The sequence below is a fragment of the Streptomyces sp. NPDC043853 genome (assembly GCF_056436025.1).
In genome coordinates this window covers 185,347-199,871 of sequence record NZ_JBWKDJ010000012.1, presented here as the reverse complement: position 1 = coordinate 199,871, position 14,525 = coordinate 185,347, and the positions used below count along the sequence as shown (strand labels likewise).

The 14,525-nt window shown below is 72.9% G+C and carries 14 protein-coding genes; 9 read left to right on the top strand and 5 right to left on the bottom strand.

Annotation, left to right across the window (positions count from 1 at the left end; genetic code table 11):
* Positions 1–76: 76 nt before the first annotated feature.
* Entirely contained in the window at positions 77–1,297 is a 1,221-nt protein-coding gene (locus tag AC067U_RS28135) for a PucR family transcriptional regulator (protein ID WP_478832575.1), read from the bottom strand.
* Positions 1,298–1,411: 114 nt separating this feature from the next.
* Here AC067U_RS28135 and AC067U_RS28130 point away from each other — a divergent pair, with 114 nt between their 5' ends.
* Positions 1,412–2,338: a proline dehydrogenase family protein gene (locus AC067U_RS28130; RefSeq protein WP_478832574.1), complete on the top strand. Its 927-nt coding sequence runs from the start codon at positions 1,412–1,414 to the stop codon at positions 2,336–2,338.
* 19 nt (positions 2,339–2,357) lie between these two features.
* Entirely contained in the window at positions 2,358–3,989 is a 1,632-nt protein-coding gene (gene pruA, locus AC067U_RS28125; protein ID WP_478832573.1) for an L-glutamate gamma-semialdehyde dehydrogenase, read from the top strand.
* Positions 3,990–4,167: 178 nt separating this feature from the next.
* On the opposite strand, the gene AC067U_RS28120 is transcribed toward pruA, so the two are convergent.
* Positions 4,168–4,869 carry a nitroreductase family protein gene (locus AC067U_RS28120; protein WP_478832572.1) on the bottom strand — a complete coding sequence of 234 codons (702 nt, stop codon included), beginning with the start codon at positions 4,867–4,869 and terminating at the stop codon, positions 4,168–4,170.
* 89 nt (positions 4,870–4,958) lie between these two features.
* Here AC067U_RS28120 and AC067U_RS28115 point away from each other — a divergent pair, with 89 nt between their 5' ends.
* Both AC067U_RS28115 and AC067U_RS28110 read left to right on the top strand, forming a co-directional pair.
* Entirely contained in the window at positions 4,959–5,399 is a 441-nt protein-coding gene (locus tag AC067U_RS28115) for a tyrosine-protein phosphatase (protein WP_478832571.1), read from the top strand.
* Positions 5,314–5,868, top strand: coding sequence for an SMI1/KNR4 family protein (locus AC067U_RS28110; protein ID WP_478832570.1), 555 nt, complete (start codon positions 5,314–5,316; stop codon positions 5,866–5,868). Before AC067U_RS28115 ends, AC067U_RS28110 begins: the two co-directional genes overlap by 86 nt.
* Before the next feature lie 176 nt (positions 5,869–6,044).
* On the opposite strand, the gene AC067U_RS28105 is transcribed toward AC067U_RS28110, so the two are convergent.
* On the bottom strand, positions 6,045–6,428 hold the full coding sequence (locus tag AC067U_RS28105; protein ID WP_478832569.1) for a peptidoglycan-binding domain-containing protein: 384 nt from the start codon (positions 6,426–6,428) through the stop codon (positions 6,045–6,047).
* Between the two features lie 263 nt (positions 6,429–6,691).
* Here AC067U_RS28105 and AC067U_RS28100 point away from each other — a divergent pair, with 263 nt between their 5' ends.
* The gene (locus AC067U_RS28100; RefSeq protein WP_478832568.1) at positions 6,692–7,522 is read left to right on the top strand and encodes a helix-turn-helix domain-containing protein; all 831 of its coding nucleotides are present in this window, start codon (positions 6,692–6,694) and stop codon (positions 7,520–7,522) included.
* Positions 7,519–8,403 (top strand): helix-turn-helix domain-containing protein, encoded by an 885-nt coding sequence (locus tag AC067U_RS28095; protein WP_478832567.1) that lies wholly within the window; start codon positions 7,519–7,521, stop codon positions 8,401–8,403. Before AC067U_RS28100 ends, AC067U_RS28095 begins: the two co-directional genes overlap by 4 nt.
* Positions 8,404–8,416: 13 nt before the next feature.
* On the opposite strand, the gene AC067U_RS28090 is transcribed toward AC067U_RS28095, so the two are convergent.
* Both AC067U_RS28090 and AC067U_RS28085 read right to left on the bottom strand, forming a co-directional pair.
* The gene (locus tag AC067U_RS28090; RefSeq protein WP_478832566.1) at positions 8,417–10,468 is read right to left on the bottom strand and encodes a phosphocholine-specific phospholipase C; all 2,052 of its coding nucleotides are present in this window, start codon (positions 10,466–10,468) and stop codon (positions 8,417–8,419) included.
* Positions 10,469–10,594: 126 nt separating this feature from the next.
* Positions 10,595–11,605: an NADP-dependent oxidoreductase gene (locus AC067U_RS28085; protein WP_478832565.1), complete on the bottom strand. Its 1,011-nt coding sequence runs from the start codon at positions 11,603–11,605 to the stop codon at positions 10,595–10,597.
* Between the two features lie 106 nt (positions 11,606–11,711).
* On the opposite strand from AC067U_RS28085, the gene AC067U_RS28080 reads away from it, so the two are divergent.
* The 3 genes from AC067U_RS28080 (at position 11,712) to AC067U_RS28070 (ending at position 14,413) form a co-directional block, all read left to right on the top strand.
* On the top strand, positions 11,712–12,653 hold the full coding sequence (locus AC067U_RS28080; protein ID WP_478832644.1) for a LysR family transcriptional regulator: 942 nt from the start codon (positions 11,712–11,714) through the stop codon (positions 12,651–12,653).
* 439 nt (positions 12,654–13,092) lie between these two features.
* The gene (locus tag AC067U_RS28075) at positions 13,093–13,236 is read left to right on the top strand and encodes a hypothetical protein (protein ID WP_478832564.1); all 144 of its coding nucleotides are present in this window, start codon (positions 13,093–13,095) and stop codon (positions 13,234–13,236) included.
* Between the two features lie 136 nt (positions 13,237–13,372).
* The gene (locus AC067U_RS28070) at positions 13,373–14,413 is read left to right on the top strand and encodes a 3-isopropylmalate dehydrogenase (protein ID WP_478832563.1); all 1,041 of its coding nucleotides are present in this window, start codon (positions 13,373–13,375) and stop codon (positions 14,411–14,413) included.
* Positions 14,414–14,525 lie beyond the last annotated feature (112 nt).

Below are 14,525 nucleotides of genomic sequence, written 5' to 3'. Positions count from 1 at the left end.
GCGGGCATCGGGGACGGACCCCGGATCCGGCCCGGAGATCGGGGCCCGGCCCGTACGTCCGGAGTCGTAGGCCCCGTCAACTTTGGTTGAGCCGGGCCGCCTTGAGCGCCATGTGCAGCAGCAGCCGGTCCTCGCCCTCGTCGAGGTCCAGCCCGGTCAGCTGCTCCACCCGGGACAGCCGGTAGTAGAGGGTCTGCCGGTGGATGCCCAGGGCCGCCGCCGCCCGGCCCGCCTGCCCGGCGCAGTCCAGGAACACTTCGGCCGTGCGCGCCAGTTCCGGGTGGGCCGGACTCAACAGGGCGCGGGCGGACGGGTCCTGTGCCGGGTCGGCGGACAGTGCCGCGAGCATCCGGTACGCGCCGATCGCCGACCAGCTGGCCACCGGGCCGAGCCGCGGCTGCGCCAGCGCCGCCCGGGCGGCGGCCGTCGCCTGGTCCCAGGCCTCCGGCAGCCCGGCCAGGTCCCGTACCGGCTCGCCCACGCCGGCGGCCCGCGCCGCACCGGCCGGGGCGGGTGCGCCGCCCTCCCGCGGCAGCAGGCGGCCGGCCGCGTTCAGCGCCGGGGTGAGCGAGTCCGCCGCCCGCAGCCGGACCAGGACCGCCAGGCCCTCCCCGGACGCCCCCCGCAGCGGGGCAGCGCACACCGCCGCCGTGCCCGGTACCGACCCCGGGGTGTCCCCGGCCCACGGGGCCACGCACACCAGGGCGTGCGGGCCGGACCCGCCCGGGCCCAGCGCGGTGCGCAGCGCCTCCACGGCCAGGTCCCGCGGCCGGCCCCGGTCGGCGGTGAGTAGCGCCCGGAACTCCCGGGACAGGTCCGCGCCCGCCCGGGCCTCCTCGGCCAGCAGCACCCCGATCCGTTCGGCCACCTCCATGGCGGCCGCCAGCTGCACGGAGTCCGGCCAGGGGCCCTGGCCGGGCCCCGGCTCCGGGTCGAGCAGCCATACGTACCCGTGCACGATCCCGCGGTTGCGCACCGGCAGGCAGATCCGGCCCCGGAACACCCCGGCCTCGGGCGCGGCCGGGATCCGGACCGGGCCGGTGGCGCGGGCGATGCCGAAGCCCTCGAACCAGGACCGTACGGCCGCGGTGGACTGTCGGGTCAGGATCGACCGGGTCCGGACCGGGTCCATGGCGAGGTCGTCCTCGCTGTCGTGGGCGCCGAAGGCGATCAGGCGGAAATCCCGGTTCTCCAGGGTCGCGGGGGCGCCCAGCAGCGCCGAGATCTCGTCCACCAGGTCCTGGTAATCGCCCTTCACGGGCACATTCTCCCACCCGGCGGCGCCCGCTTCAGACATATGTATGAGATCCGGGCCACGGATGCGTGACAGCTGTCGATGGCCGAGGATCAAACCGGTCCATAGGTTTCACGGTGGTTTCACTTGCTTTCTGCCACCCGTTGGAGGTGCCCCGTGCTGGGTCCCGTGATTCTGGCCGCCTCGCGCAGCGAGAAGATGCGCCGAATCGTCTCTGCCGCCCCGGTGACCAAGCCCGTGGTCAATCGCTTCATCCCCGGCGAGACGGTCGACCAGGTCATCCCGATCGTGACCGAGCTGACCGCGAAGGGGCTGGAGGTCACCCTCGACGTGGTGGGCGAGGACATCACCACGGTGGAGCAGTCCCACGCCGCCCGTGACGCCTACCTGGAGCTCATCGGCCGCCTGAAGGACCTGGGCCTGGGCACCCGGGCCGAGATGTCGGTCAAGCTCTCCATGTTCGGCCAGGCGCTGGAGGGCGGCCACGAGCTGGCCCTCGCCAACGTCCGCCCGGTGGTCGAGGCCGCCGCCGCCATCGGCACCACCGTCACCCTGGACGCCGAGGACCACACCACCCTCGACTCGATGTTCGCCATCCACGAGGAGCTGCGGAAGGACTTCCCGCAGACCGGCTGCGTCATCCAGGCCTACCTCTTCCGCACCGAGGCCGACGCCCGCCGCCTGGCCGCCTCCGGCAGCCGCGTCCGGATCGTCAAGGGCGCCTACAAGGAGCCCGCCGAGGTCGCGTACCAGGACAAGGCGGAGATCGACAAGGCGTACGTCCGCATCCTGCGGACCTTGATGGAGGGGCAGGGATACCCGATGATCGGGTCCCACGACCCGCGCCTCATCGCCATCACCCAGGAGCTCGCCCGCAAGGCCGGGCGCAAACTGGACGAGTACGAGTTCCAGATGCTGTACGGCATCCGCAGCGAGGAGCACCTGCGGCTCGCCGCCGAAGGACACCGGATGCGTGTCTACACCGCGTACGGGACCGACTGGTACGGCTACTTCATGCGCCGCCTGGCCGAGAAGCCGGCCAACCTGCTCTTCTTCGTCCGCTCGATGATCACCAAGAACTAGGTCAAGGAGTTTTCGACCCATGGACGCTGTGACCCAGGTCCCCGCGCCGGTCAACGAGCCGGTCCACACCTACGCCCCCGGCACCCCGGAGCGCGCCCGGCTGGAGACCCAGCTCAAGCTGCTCTCCGAGAACCCCGTGGACCTTCCGATGACCATCGGCGGCGAGAAGCGGATGGGCGGCGGTGACCGCTTCGACGTGGTGCAGCCGCACGACCACAAGTCGGTGCTCGGCACCTACGCCAACGCCACCCAGGACGACGCCCGCGACGCCGTCGAGGCCGCCCTGGCCGCCGCCCCGGCGTGGCGCGCCATGTCCTTCGACGACCGCGCCGCGATCATCCTGCGCGCCGCCGAGCTGCTGTCCGGCCCGTGGCGCGAGAAGCTGGCCGCCTCCACCATGCTCGGCCAGTCCAAGACCGCCCAGCAGGCCGAGATCGACACCCCGTGCGAGCTCGTCGACTTCTGGCGCTTCAACGTGCACTTCGCCCGCCAGATCCTGGCCGAGCAGCCGATCGCGAACTCGGCCGGCGTGTGGAACCGCAGCGACCACCGCCCGCTGGAGGGCTTCGTCTACGCGATCACCCCGTTCAACTTCACCGCGATCGCCGGCAACCTGCCGACCGCGCCCGCGCTGATGGGCAACGTGGTGGTCTGGAAGCCGTCCCCCACCCAGACCCACGCGGCCGTCCTGCTGATGGAGCTCCTGGAGGAGGCCGGCCTCCCCAAGGGCGTCATCAACCTGGTCACCGGTGACGGCATCGCCGTCTCCGAGGTGGCCCTGAACCACCCCGAGCTGGCCGGCATCCACTTCACCGGCTCGACCAAGACCTTCCAGTACCTGTGGAAGACGGTCGGCACCAACATCGAGACGTACAAGTCCTACCCGCGCCTGGTCGGCGAGACCGGCGGCAAGGACTTCGTGGTCGCCCACCCGTCGGCCGACCGCGCCGTTCTGAAGACCGCCCTGACCCGCGGCTCCTTCGAGTTCCAGGGCCAGAAGTGCTCGGCTTCCTCCCGCGCCTACATCCCGGCGTCGATCTGGAACGACGGCTTCAAGGAGCAGTTCGCCGCCGAGGTCGACGGCATCACCATGGGTGACGTCCGCGACCTGACGAACTTCATCGGCGCCGTCATCGATGACCGCTCCTTCGCCAAGAACAAGGCCGCGATCGACCGCGCCAAGGCCGACCCGACCTGCACGATCGTCGCCGGCGGCACGTACGACGACTCCGAGGGCTACTTCGTCCGCCCCACCGTCATCGAGTGCACCGACCCGGAGAACGAGGTCTTCACGACCGAGTACTTCGGCCCGATCCTCGCCGTCCACGTCTACGAGGACGAGAAGTACGACGAGATGCTGGAGCAGATGGAGTCCGTCTCGGCGTACGCCCTGACCGGCTCGGTCATCGCCGCCGACCGCTACGCGGCCGCGCACACGATGGAGAAGCTCCGCTTCGCCGCGGGCAACTTCTACATCAACGACAAGTCCACCGGTGCCGTGGTCGGCCAGCAGCCCTTCGGCGGCGGCCGCGCCTCCGGCACCAACGACAAGGCGGGCGCCGCGTCGAACCTGCTCCGCTGGACCTCGACCCGCTCCATCAAGGAGACCCTGGTCCCGCCGACCGAGTACGGCTACCCCCACATGGGCTGACGCCCCCCGGGCCGATGCCCCCGGGCTGACGCCCCCGGGCCGATGCCCCCGGGCAGGCGCCCGCGGGCCGACGCCCGGCCCCGGGCCCGTCAGGGCCCGCCCCGAATCCCGCCCCCGCTCCGGTACCCCCAAGTCCGGAGCGGGGGCGGACTCAATTCCCGGACCCGGCTTCCGGCCCCTACACCTCGACCATCACCTGCTCCAGGGACTTCCGGACCAGATCGGGCACCTGGCAGTCGTCCGCGGGATATCCCACCGGGATCACGGCGAACGCCTTCTCGTTCTCCGGCCGCCCCAGCACGTGCGCCAGGAAACGCATCGGGCTCGGCGTGTGGATCAGCGCGGCGAGGCCGCTCAGGTGGAGGGCGGACAGCAGCATGCCGACGGCGATGCCCACCGACTCGTCCACGTAGTAGTGCTTGCGCTTCGCGCCGTCCTCGCCGAGCCAGTAGCGCTGCTGGAACACCACGATGAGGGCCGGCGCGTCGGTCAGGTGGGTCTTGACGGCATCCGTGCCCAGCGGGCGCAGGGCCGCCAGCCATTCGTCGCCGAGCCGCCCGTCGTAGGAGATCTCCTCCTCCTGTTCGGCGGCGGCCCGGATGCGCTGCCGGATCTCCGGGTCCTTGACCAGGACGAAGGTCCACGGCTGCTGGTGCGCCCCGGACGGCGCGGTCGCGGCACACGCGATCGCGTCCCGGACCACCTGCTCGGGCACCGGATCGGGGGAGAAGTGCCGCACGGTCCGCCGCCGGTCCATCCGGGCCCGCAACTCGGCCGCGCGGGCCAGCGATTCCCCGGCGGGCATCCGCTCGGGCCGGTAGTCCATCGGACGGTACGGCTCACCGTGGGTGGGCGTCCACTGCGGGGTGGTAGTCGACATACCGCCCGAGTCTGAGCCGCGGAACCTCCTTTGGCCATAGGGGCGTTGTACGTGATGACTGTTTTCGTACGGGACGCGCAGGGGGAGTTGTGGCGGAGGGGACCGGAGAGACGCGCTTCCTGGAATGGGAAGGCTGCTTCAACACACGCGATCTCGGCGGCCTGGACGGCCCCGCGACGGGCACGCTCGTCCGCTCGGACCGGGTGAGCGGACTCACGGCGGTTGGCTGGGAGGCGCTCCTCGACCACGGCATCCGCACGGTGATCGACCTCCGCAACCCCGACGAGGTCGCCGCCGACACAGCTGGGCACCACCGCGCACGCGCTCGCCCGCCGGGCGGCGGAATGGCTCGACCCCTCCGGCTACCTCCGCTACGGCGGGCTGCACAGGCACGAGCTGCGGATGCTGGAAGGACGCCTCGCGGGGCGTTGATACGGTCGGCCGGTGGAGATCTGGGACGCGGGCGGGGTGCGGGAGCGCCTGCGACGGCTGGCGGTGCGGGACCCCGAGCGGAGGCGGTTCGGCGCTGACACGCACCGGTACGAGCTGCGCCCGCCGCCGGCGGAGGCGGAGATCCGCGCTTTCGAGGATGCCCACGGCATCCGGCTGCCGGACGAGTACCGGGCCTTCGTCGCCGCCGTCGGCGACGGTCCGGCCGGGCCCGCGCACGGGCTGATGCCGCTGACCACGCCCCGGCCGCAGGCGGACGAGGACTGGGCCGCGGACGACGAGTGGGCGGACGACCGCCTGCCCGGACGGCTCGCCGGGCCCTTCCCGCTGACCGGACCCCGCCCGGGCCCGGCCGGAGCCGGAGCCGCCGCGTGGACCCGGGGCACGCTGATGCTTTCCGAACTCGGCTGCGGGATCTTCGACCGGCTCGTCCTGGACGGCCCGAGGGCCGGGGAGGTCTGGCGGTTCGACCCGGACTGGGGCGGCTTCGTGCCCGTGGCCGCGGGCTTCCGCGCCTGGTACACCGCGTGGCTGGACGGGGATCCGTGACGGACGGTGGTCCGTCGGGTGTGGCGGTGGCCCGGCCCCCTGGGTGGAGGCCGGGCCACCGGCTTTCCCTGCGTTCCCCCGTTTCCTGCGTTTCCCCCGTTCCCCCGTGCCTGCCCCCGTTCCCCCGTGCTTTTCCGCGTTCCCCCGTCCTTTCCCGTGGTCGGGTCAGGTGTGGGCTACCACCACACTCCGGCCCGGAGCTTGGCCCAGGTGTTCGGGCCGACCTCGCCGTCGACGGCGATGCCGGCGTGCCTCTGTACGGACTTCACGGCGTCGTAGGTGGCCTGGCCGAACTTGCCGTCCACGGCGAGCAGCGGCAGGTAGCTGGTGTTCTGGTTGATCAGGCACTGCACCTGCTTGATCCGGGCCACCGCGGCCGAGCCCGTCTGGCCCGTCCTGGTGATCGCGGTGCCGTTGTAGTAGGTGCAGTTGTGCGACGCGCCGGGCGCCACCGTCGTGGCAGTGGGCGCGGTGGCCGCTTGGGCGGAGCCGGCGAAGACGAGTCCGCTGCCGAGGACGGCCGTCGCGACGGCCACCGTGAGCTGCTTGCGAAGGTTCATGGGAAGCACTCCCTCCGTTGTCGGCCGGGCATCCGGCCCGGCGTTCGGAGCGACTCTCCTGCGCCAACCTGGCCGGGGTCCAGCGAGCCGGGAAAGCAGGGTCGACGTGGGACGTCCCACGCCCTGACCTGCTGGGACGCCCCAGGCCGGGATGCTCTCGTGGGACGCGGCCGACGCGAGGGGATCACGCCAAGCCGCCCGGGGAGACTGGCTGCCATGACCCGGCGGCCCGATGCTGGACCCCGACCGAGGGGGAGCGACCAGTGGCACGTTGGAAGGATCTGCCCGCCGTCCTGGAGGGCAGGGAGCGGCGGCTCATCGCGGAGCTGCGGCGGCTGAAGGACCACAGCGGCCTGAGCCTGGCCGCGCTCGCGGGGAAGACCGGCTACAGCCGTTCTTCGTGGGAGCGGTACCTCAACGGAAAGCAGCCCGTGCCCCGCGAGGCCGTCGTGGAGCTCGCGCAGGTGTGCGGCCAGGATCCGACGCGCCTGGTGGTGCTCCACGAGGTCGCCGTCCAGGCGCGGCGGGACGCCCACGGCCGGGCGGCGGACGTTCCGGAGGCGGTCCCGGAGGCGGTCCCGGGCCAGGTCCCGGAGGCGGTCCCGGGCCAGGTCCCGGAGGCGGCCTCCGACCCCGACCCGGGTACCGTCCCGGGCGCTGTCCCGGGCGGGCCCGTCCCGCGCACCGTCTCGCTGCGCGGCTTCCTCGTCGGCGTCGCAGTCGCCGTGGCCCTGGCCTTCACCGCCGGACTGCTGGCCGGCGGCGCCATGGGCGACGACGAGCCGGCCGCCGCCGACACCGGCAAGTCCGGCTACCGGCGCGGGGTGGCGTACGACTGCGACGTCCGCCGCCGGGACGGAGAGCTGCGTGCGGGCCACAGCACGAACCGCGAGATCCTGCTCGACATCAACAGCACCGGTTTCGACGTCGTCGAGGTCCAGTGCCTGCTGCGGGAGCACGGCTTCGACCCGGGCTCGACCGACGGGCTCTACGGCCAGGGCACGAAGGACGCCGCCACCCGGTTCCAGGCGGCGCGCGGCCTGGTCGCGGACGGCATCGTCGGGCCGAAGACCTGGGGAGAGCTGCGCGGGTGACGCGTCCGGCGGAGTGCACGCGGCTCGCCGCCGAACTGAGCCGGCTGCGCGAGCGGACGGGGCTGAGCCTCGCGGCCCTCGGTCGGCGTACCCCGTACAGCAAGTCCTCGTGGGAGCGCTACCTCAACGGCAAGCAGCCGCCGCCCCGGCAGGCCGTCGAGGCCCTGTGCGGGGTCGCGGACGAGCCCCCGGGCCGCCTGCTCGCCCTCTGGGAGTTCGCCGACGCCGCCTGGAGCGCCCGGGCCCGGGCCGAAGGGTCTGAGCCCGCTGCCGAGCCGGTCCCCGGACCGGCCCCCGAACCGGTCCTCGGACCGGTCCCCGGACCGGCCCCCGGACCGGTCCCCGGACCGGCCCCCGGACCGGCCGCCGTCCCGGCAGGCCGGCGGACGGCCGTCGCGGTCGCCGCACTCTGCGGTGTCGCACTCTGCGGTGCCGCGCTCGCCGTGGCCGGGGCGCTGCTCCTGGTCCGGGGGTCCGGTCCGGAGCCGCCCCCGGCGGGCGAGCCGGAGAAGCCGATCCGGAATCCGGGCTGTGCGGCGGCGGGCTGTGCGGGGAAGGACCCGCTGCGGATGGGCTGCGGGGGCGCGGGCATGGTGACCACCGTCCGCACCGGAACCGTCCCCGGCGGGCGGCAACTCGAACTGCGCCACGGTGAGTTGTGCCGGGCGGTGTGGGTGCGGGCGGCGGGGCTGAAGGCCGGGGACCGGATCGAGGTGTCCGTGCCGGGCGGCCCGGAACCGCAGGTGTTCCGGGCGAGCGGCCAGGACGTCGGCCGGTACGTGGCGACACCCATGGCACCGGCGGAGCGGGGCCCCGCCGGCGCCCGGTTCTGCCTGACGCCGGGCAGCCCGGCCGAGGGCGGCCGGGTCTGTTTCGGCTGACGTGCCCCGTGCGCTACGAGCCCGAGACGCTCGGCGCGCCCGTCTCGATGTGGCCGGTGTAGCGGCGGGACCAGGTGCCGTCGGAGTTCGCCAGGACCGTGAAGTCGTACCAGCCCTTGCTGTACGCCACCGCGTTGAAGTAGTCCTCGCGGGAGGAGCGCGCCGGGACGGTGTACGTCCACGGGCCGTCCGTGCGGTAGGCGTTGGAGCGGATCGTGAAGGTGACCGGGGAGGCCGAGGCGTTCGTCATCTTGAACCAGACCGCCATCTTGCCGGTGCCGGACTCGACGGCATAGCGGGCCGCGACCTCCAGGTCCTTGCCCGGCTTGGTGGCGTCGCCGATGAAGCGCCGCAGGAAGCGGTTCGGGCCGTGCATGGAGATGTCGTACTTGCCGGAGCCGTGGCCCAGACCGATGTGGAAGTAGTCCGTGGCCGTGCTGCCGGCGTCCACCGTGTACTGCCAGGCCGCCGTGTCCCGGTGCTGGTGCGGGTGGATCGAGAAGTGCGCCGGGCGGGTGGCCTGCGCGCCCTGGTTGGACATCGAGAACCAGGCCGTGATCTGGCCGGCGGCGCCGAATTCGAACCGGTCCAGATTGCCGTTCACCTGGTAGGGGAGGGCCCGCGCGGGGCGGGTGCCCGGCTCCTGCGCGGGCAGCGCGTTGTCCTGCGGGACCGGGTTGGGCAGCGGAGCGCAGGTCGCCTGGCCGATGACCTTCGCCGTGGACGGGAGCCCGGCCGGGACCCCGTACACCGGGCGGGCGAAGTCGAAGACGCCGGTGAGGTCGCCGGTCACCTTGCGCCGCCAGGCGCTGATGTTCGGGCAGAGGGCGGGCCGGCCCAGCGCCGTGGTCCAGGTCTCCAGGAAGCGGAGCACGGAGGTGTGGTCGAAGACCTCCGAGCTGACCCAGCCGCCCCGGGTCCACGGCGACATCACCAGCATCGGGACGCGGAAGCCGAGGCCGATCGGCAGCCCGTCGAGGTACTCGCCGGGGGTGCCGGGCGGGGCGACGGGCGGCGGCACGTGGTCGAAGAAGCCGTCGTTCTCGTCGTAGTTCAGGAAGAGCACGGTGGAGTCGAAGACCTCCGGGTTCGCCGCCAGCGCCCGGTAGACCAGGTCCACGAAGTGGGCGCCGTCGCCCGGCGGGGCGTACGGGTGCTCGGAGAAGGCCTCGTTCGCGACCACCCAGGAGACCTGGGGGAGGGTGCCGGCGACGACGTCGGCCCGGATGGCGGCCGCGATGTCGTCCGGGGTGGAGCCGGTGACACGGGGGACGGAGGACATGCCCTTGTCGTGCCACGGGGTGCCCGGCGCCGCGTCCGTGAACTTCCTGAAGTACGCCAGGCCGTTGTCCCCGTAGTTGTCCTGGGCGTTCTGGTAGACCCGCCAGGAGATCCCGGCCCGCTCCAGCGCCTCCGCGTACGTCTCCCAGGTCAGCCCCGACTCGTCGCCGCCGTCCTTGCTGGAGGCGTCGATCTTCCCGCTCCACAGGAAGGTGCGGTTGGGGCCGGTGGCGCTGAGCGCCGAGCAGAAGTACGCGTCGCAGAGGGTGTAGGCGTCGGCGAGGGCGTAGTGGAAGGGGATGTCGCCCCGGTCCAGGTGGCCGAGGGTGTGGGTCTTGCCGACGCCGGCGACCCAGTTGTCCATCCGGCCCTTGTTCCAGGCGGCGTGCTGCGAGGTCCAGCTGTGCGGGAGGTCGCCGGTGCACTGGGCGAGGGTCTCGCCGTCCGCGCCGCCGGCCGCCGGGGTGGCGGACAGCTTCCACGGGTACTGGCGGCCGCCCCAGTTGGGCTGGTTGAACATGCCCCATCCGCCGGGCAGGTTGCCGGCCGCCCGGTCGCCGAACCCGCGGACGCCCTTCAGCTTGCCGAAGTAGTGGTCGAAGCTGCGGTTCTCCTGCATCAGGACCACCACGTGCTTCACGTCGGTGAGGGTGCCGGTCGCGGCGGCCGCGACCGCCGAGAGCGGTCCGGCCGCCGCGGCCGCGGCCGGTACGGCCGCCCCCGCCGCGCCCGCCACGAGACCGGCGCCGATCCCCACGAACCCTCTACGGCTGATCGGTGTCACTGGTCACTCGCCTTCGACTCGTCAACTCCGGTGCCCGGTCGGCACGTCGAGCGCAAGAGTGACGGCGGCGGCATCAAAGGTCTACATCCGTGCAGTAAGGAATCGGTGAACAGGTGGTGGCCGGGATCAGACCCCCGTACGGACCAGCATCTTGCCCGTGTTCTCCCCGCGCAGCATGCCCAGGAACGCCTCCACCGTACGGTCGAAGCCCTGGACAACGGTGGTGTCGGTGCCCACCCGCCCGCTCCGCAGGTGCGGCACCAGCAGATCCTCCAGCTCCTCCTGGAGATTGGTGTGGTTGCGAACCAATACTCCTTCCAGCCGAAGTGACTTGTGGACGATCTCGAAGAGGTTGCGCGGCGCGGCCGGTGAACGGTCGCCGTTGTAGAGGGAGATGGCGCCGACCCAGGCGATCCGCCCGTACTCGCGCAGCACGTCGATCGCGCCCGCCAGGTGGTCGCCGCCCACGTTGTCGACGTACACGTCGATCCCGTCCGGCGCGGCCTCCGCGAGGAGTTCGCCGACCGGCCCGTCGTGGTAGTCGAAGGCGGCGTCGAAACCGAGCCGCTCGGTGAGGTGCCGCACCTTCTCCGGGGAGCCGGCGCTGCCGACGACCCGGCGGGCCCCCAGCAGGCGGGCGATGTGACCGGCGGCGGTGCCGACCCCGCCGGCGGCCGAGGAGATGTACACGTCCTCGCCCTCCCGCAGGGCCGCCGTCCGGGTCAGCGCCGCGTACGCGGTGAGACCGGTGCCACCGAGGACCGACAGGTGCGCCTCCAGCGGGACCCCCTCGTACGCGCGGAGCCTGCGCGTGCCGTCCACGCCGGGGGTGACCAGCGCGTGGGTCCGCCAGCCCGCCCGGTGGAAGACCAGGTCGCCCTCGCGCAGCCCCGGGTCGCGGGAGGCGAGGACCCGGCCGACCGAGCGGCCCTCCAGCGGGGCGTGCAGCTCGAAGCCTCCCTCGCCGCCGTCCATTAGGCCCCGGTGGTACGGGTCCACCGAGAGCAGCAGGTTCTCGACGAGCGCCGTGCCGGGGGCGGGTGCGGGGACGGGGGTCTCGACGAGGGTGAAGTCGGAGGCGGAGGGGAAGCCGGTCGGGCGGGCGGTCTGGTGGACGGCGCGTGCGGTGTCGTTCATGGCAGTGACGCTAGGAAGGAATCCGCGGGCCGGGCAGGTGGTTGGGGTCATGGAACGCACACATCCATGAAGACCGTTGATGGAACGAGGTGGGAGGCCCGTGGCCGTGCCCGCACCGCAGGAACCGCCCGCCGTGCGGCAACCGCCCGCCGTGCAGGACCTGCTCACCCCGCAGGAGCTTCGGATCCTGGTGGCCGTCGCCGAGGCCGGCGGCTTCTCGCCGGCCGGAGCCGCCCTGGGGATCACCCAGTCCGCCGTGTCGCACGCGGTGCGGGCCGCCGAGACCAAACTGGGAGCGGTGCTCTTCGAGCGCGGCCGCTCCGGGGCCCGGCCCACCCCGGCGGGTGAGCGGGCGGTGGGACTGGGCCGCCGGATCCTCCGGCTGTACGAGCTGCTGGGCGCGGAGGTGCGCGGCGCCGGGCGGGGCTCCGGGCCGGGCGCCGTCGAGGGCACCCTCAGGATCGCCGCGTTCCGCAGCGCGGCCCTGCACCTGCTGCCGCCCGCGCTGGAGCGGCTCACCGCCCGCCACCCCGGCATCCGGCCGGAGGTGCGCGTGGTCCGGGAGCTGGGCGCGGGCACGGCGGGGGAGGTGGCGGCCGGCCGGGCCGACCTCGGCATCGCCACCCTGGGCGGCTCCGGCGGCGTACCGGCCGGGCTGCTGACCGGGCTGCTGGCCGAGGAGCCGTACGCCCTGGTGCATCCGGCCGGGCACGCCGACCCCAAGGCGCTGCCGCTGCTGGACTGGGACGAGAACTGCGGCTCGTACACCCGGGAGTGGTGGCGGGCCCAGGACTGGATCCCGCGGGCCACGGTGAAGGCCGAGGACGACGGCATGGTGCTGACCATGGTGGAGCGCGGCCTCGGCATGGCGATCATGCCCGCGCTGTCCCTGACGGGAGCACCGGACACCGTACGGATCACCGATCTCGGTCCGGAGCGGCCCACCCGCTCGGTCGGCTACGTGACCACCCGGGAGCTGGCCGGCACCCCGGCCGTCCAGGCCCTGATCCGGGAGCTCCGCGCGGGCCGCCGCACGGCCGGCGGCTGAGCAGCCCCGAACGCGGCGGCCGAACCGCCCCCCCGACACGCCCGGTCGGATGCCCCGACACGCCCGGCCGGATGCCCTGCCGCACCCGTCCGGGGCCGTCCGGAGCCCGTCCGCCCCGCCCGGGCAGGAACCCCTCCGTCCGCTATCCGTCCCGCATTTCCCGGGTATCGGCGGCGCATCACCCCGCCGCCCCCCGCATATCGCCCGAATATTCCTGTCTCAGATACTAGGAAGTCCGAGTAACTGCCGAGACATACAGCGCGAGCTGTCCTAGCTTTGTAGAAGCCGAACGCATCGCCGACCGGGCGAATGGCGGTCGTGAGCGCGCGCCCCGCGCAGGCAACCCCTGCGGCGCCCAGCTCCCCGCCCCTTTCCGGCGCCTTGAAAGAACCCCTCACCCGTGGCCCCGCCACACCCCGCTCTCAAGGAGTCGATCGCCATGCACACCACCGCCAACACCACCCGCTCCGCCGCCCGCCGCGTCCGCCGTCCCGGCTCCGCCGACGCCGACCGCCGCAACGCCGCCGCCGCCCTGCAGCGCTCCCTGGACCGCCGGGACAACGGCGGCGCCACCGGCCACTGAGCCCCTTCCCGGGCGTCGCCGATCCCCTTGCCGGGGCGCCCGGGACCTCCGCTCGGCCCCCACCGCCGACGACGCGTTTGCGTCCACATGGTGGACGTAACGTGTCTGAAGGCTGGACGAGGAGTACGGTGCCGACATGTCGACCAGCATCAATCTCGCAGTGATCCCCGGTGATGGCATCGGCCAGGAAGTCGTGGCTCAGGGCCTCAAGGTCCTTACCGCGGTCCTGCCTCAGGATGTGAAGCTGGAGACCAAGGAATACGACCTCGGCGCCCAGCGCTGGCACCGCACCGGCGAGACCCTGCCGGACGCCGAACTGGAGTCACTCAAGCACCACGACGCGATCCTGCTGGGCGCCATCGGCGACCCCTCGGTCCCGTCCGGCGTGCTGGAGCGCGGTCTGCTGCTGAAGCTCCGCTTCGCCTTCGACCACTTCATCAACCTGCGCCCGTCGAAGCTCTTCCCGAACACCGCCACCCCCCTCGCCGGCCGTCCGGACATCGACTTCGTCGTGGTCCGCGAGGGCACCGAGGGCCCGTACACCGGCAACGGCGGCTCGCTGCGCACCGGCACGCCGGCCGAGGTGGCCACCGAGGTCAGCATCAACACCGCGTACGGTGTCGAGCGCGTCGTCCGCGACGCCTACGAGCGGGCCAACTCCCGCCCCCGCAAGAAGCTGACGCTGGTCCACAAGAACAACGTCCTCGTGTACGCCGGCCACATGTGGAAGAACATCTTCGACAAGGTGGGCCAGGAGTACCCCGAGGTCACCACCGACTACCTGCACGTCGACGCGGCGACGATCTTCTTCGTCACCCAGCCCGAGCGCTTCGACGTGATCGTCACGGACAACCTCTTCGGTGACATCCTCACCGACCTGGCCGCCGCCGTCACCGGCGGGATCGGCCTGGCCGCCTCCGGGAACATCAACCCGACCGGCGCCTTCCCGTCCATGTTCGAGCCGGTCCACGGCTCCGCCCCGGACATCGCCGGCACCGGCAAGGCCGACCCGACCGCGACGATCCTGTCCGTCGCCCTCCTGCTGCGCCACCTCGGCTACGAGGCCCAGGCCGTCCGCATCGAGGACGCCGTATCCGCCGACCTCGCCGAGCGCGACGGCACCTTCCGGTCCACCGACCGGATCGGCGACGCCCTCGCCGCCCGCGTAGCCGGCTGACCCGGCGCAGCAGCTCAAGCTCCACCCAAGCGAGAAGCCGCCGGGCGCATCCCCGCACCCGGCGGCTTTCCCTGTGCGTCCCCGGGTGCCACCATCTCCTCTGGGCCGCATC

What these genes read in the sequence shown, in the direction of transcription:
- AC067U_RS28075 (WP_478832564.1), top strand. Translation starts at nt 13,093, where the DNA reads ATGCACACCACCGCCAACACCACCCGCTCCGCCGCCCGCCGCGTCCGC.
- AC067U_RS28105 (WP_478832569.1), bottom strand. Translation starts at nt 6,428, where the DNA reads ATGAACCTTCGCAAGCAGCTCACGGTGGCCGTCGCGACGGCCGTCCTC.
- AC067U_RS28135 (WP_478832575.1), bottom strand. Translation starts at nt 1,297, where the DNA reads ATGTCTGAAGCGGGCGCCGCCGGGTGGGAGAATGTGCCCGTGAAGGGC.
- AC067U_RS28120 (WP_478832572.1), bottom strand. Translation starts at nt 4,869, where the DNA reads ATGTCGACTACCACCCCGCAGTGGACGCCCACCCACGGTGAGCCGTAC.
- pruA (WP_478832573.1), top strand. Translation starts at nt 2,358, where the DNA reads ATGGACGCTGTGACCCAGGTCCCCGCGCCGGTCAACGAGCCGGTCCAC.
- AC067U_RS28085 (WP_478832565.1), bottom strand. Translation starts at nt 11,605, where the DNA reads ATGAACGACACCGCACGCGCCGTCCACCAGACCGCCCGCCCGACCGGC.
- AC067U_RS28070 (WP_478832563.1), top strand. Translation starts at nt 13,373, where the DNA reads ATGTCGACCAGCATCAATCTCGCAGTGATCCCCGGTGATGGCATCGGC.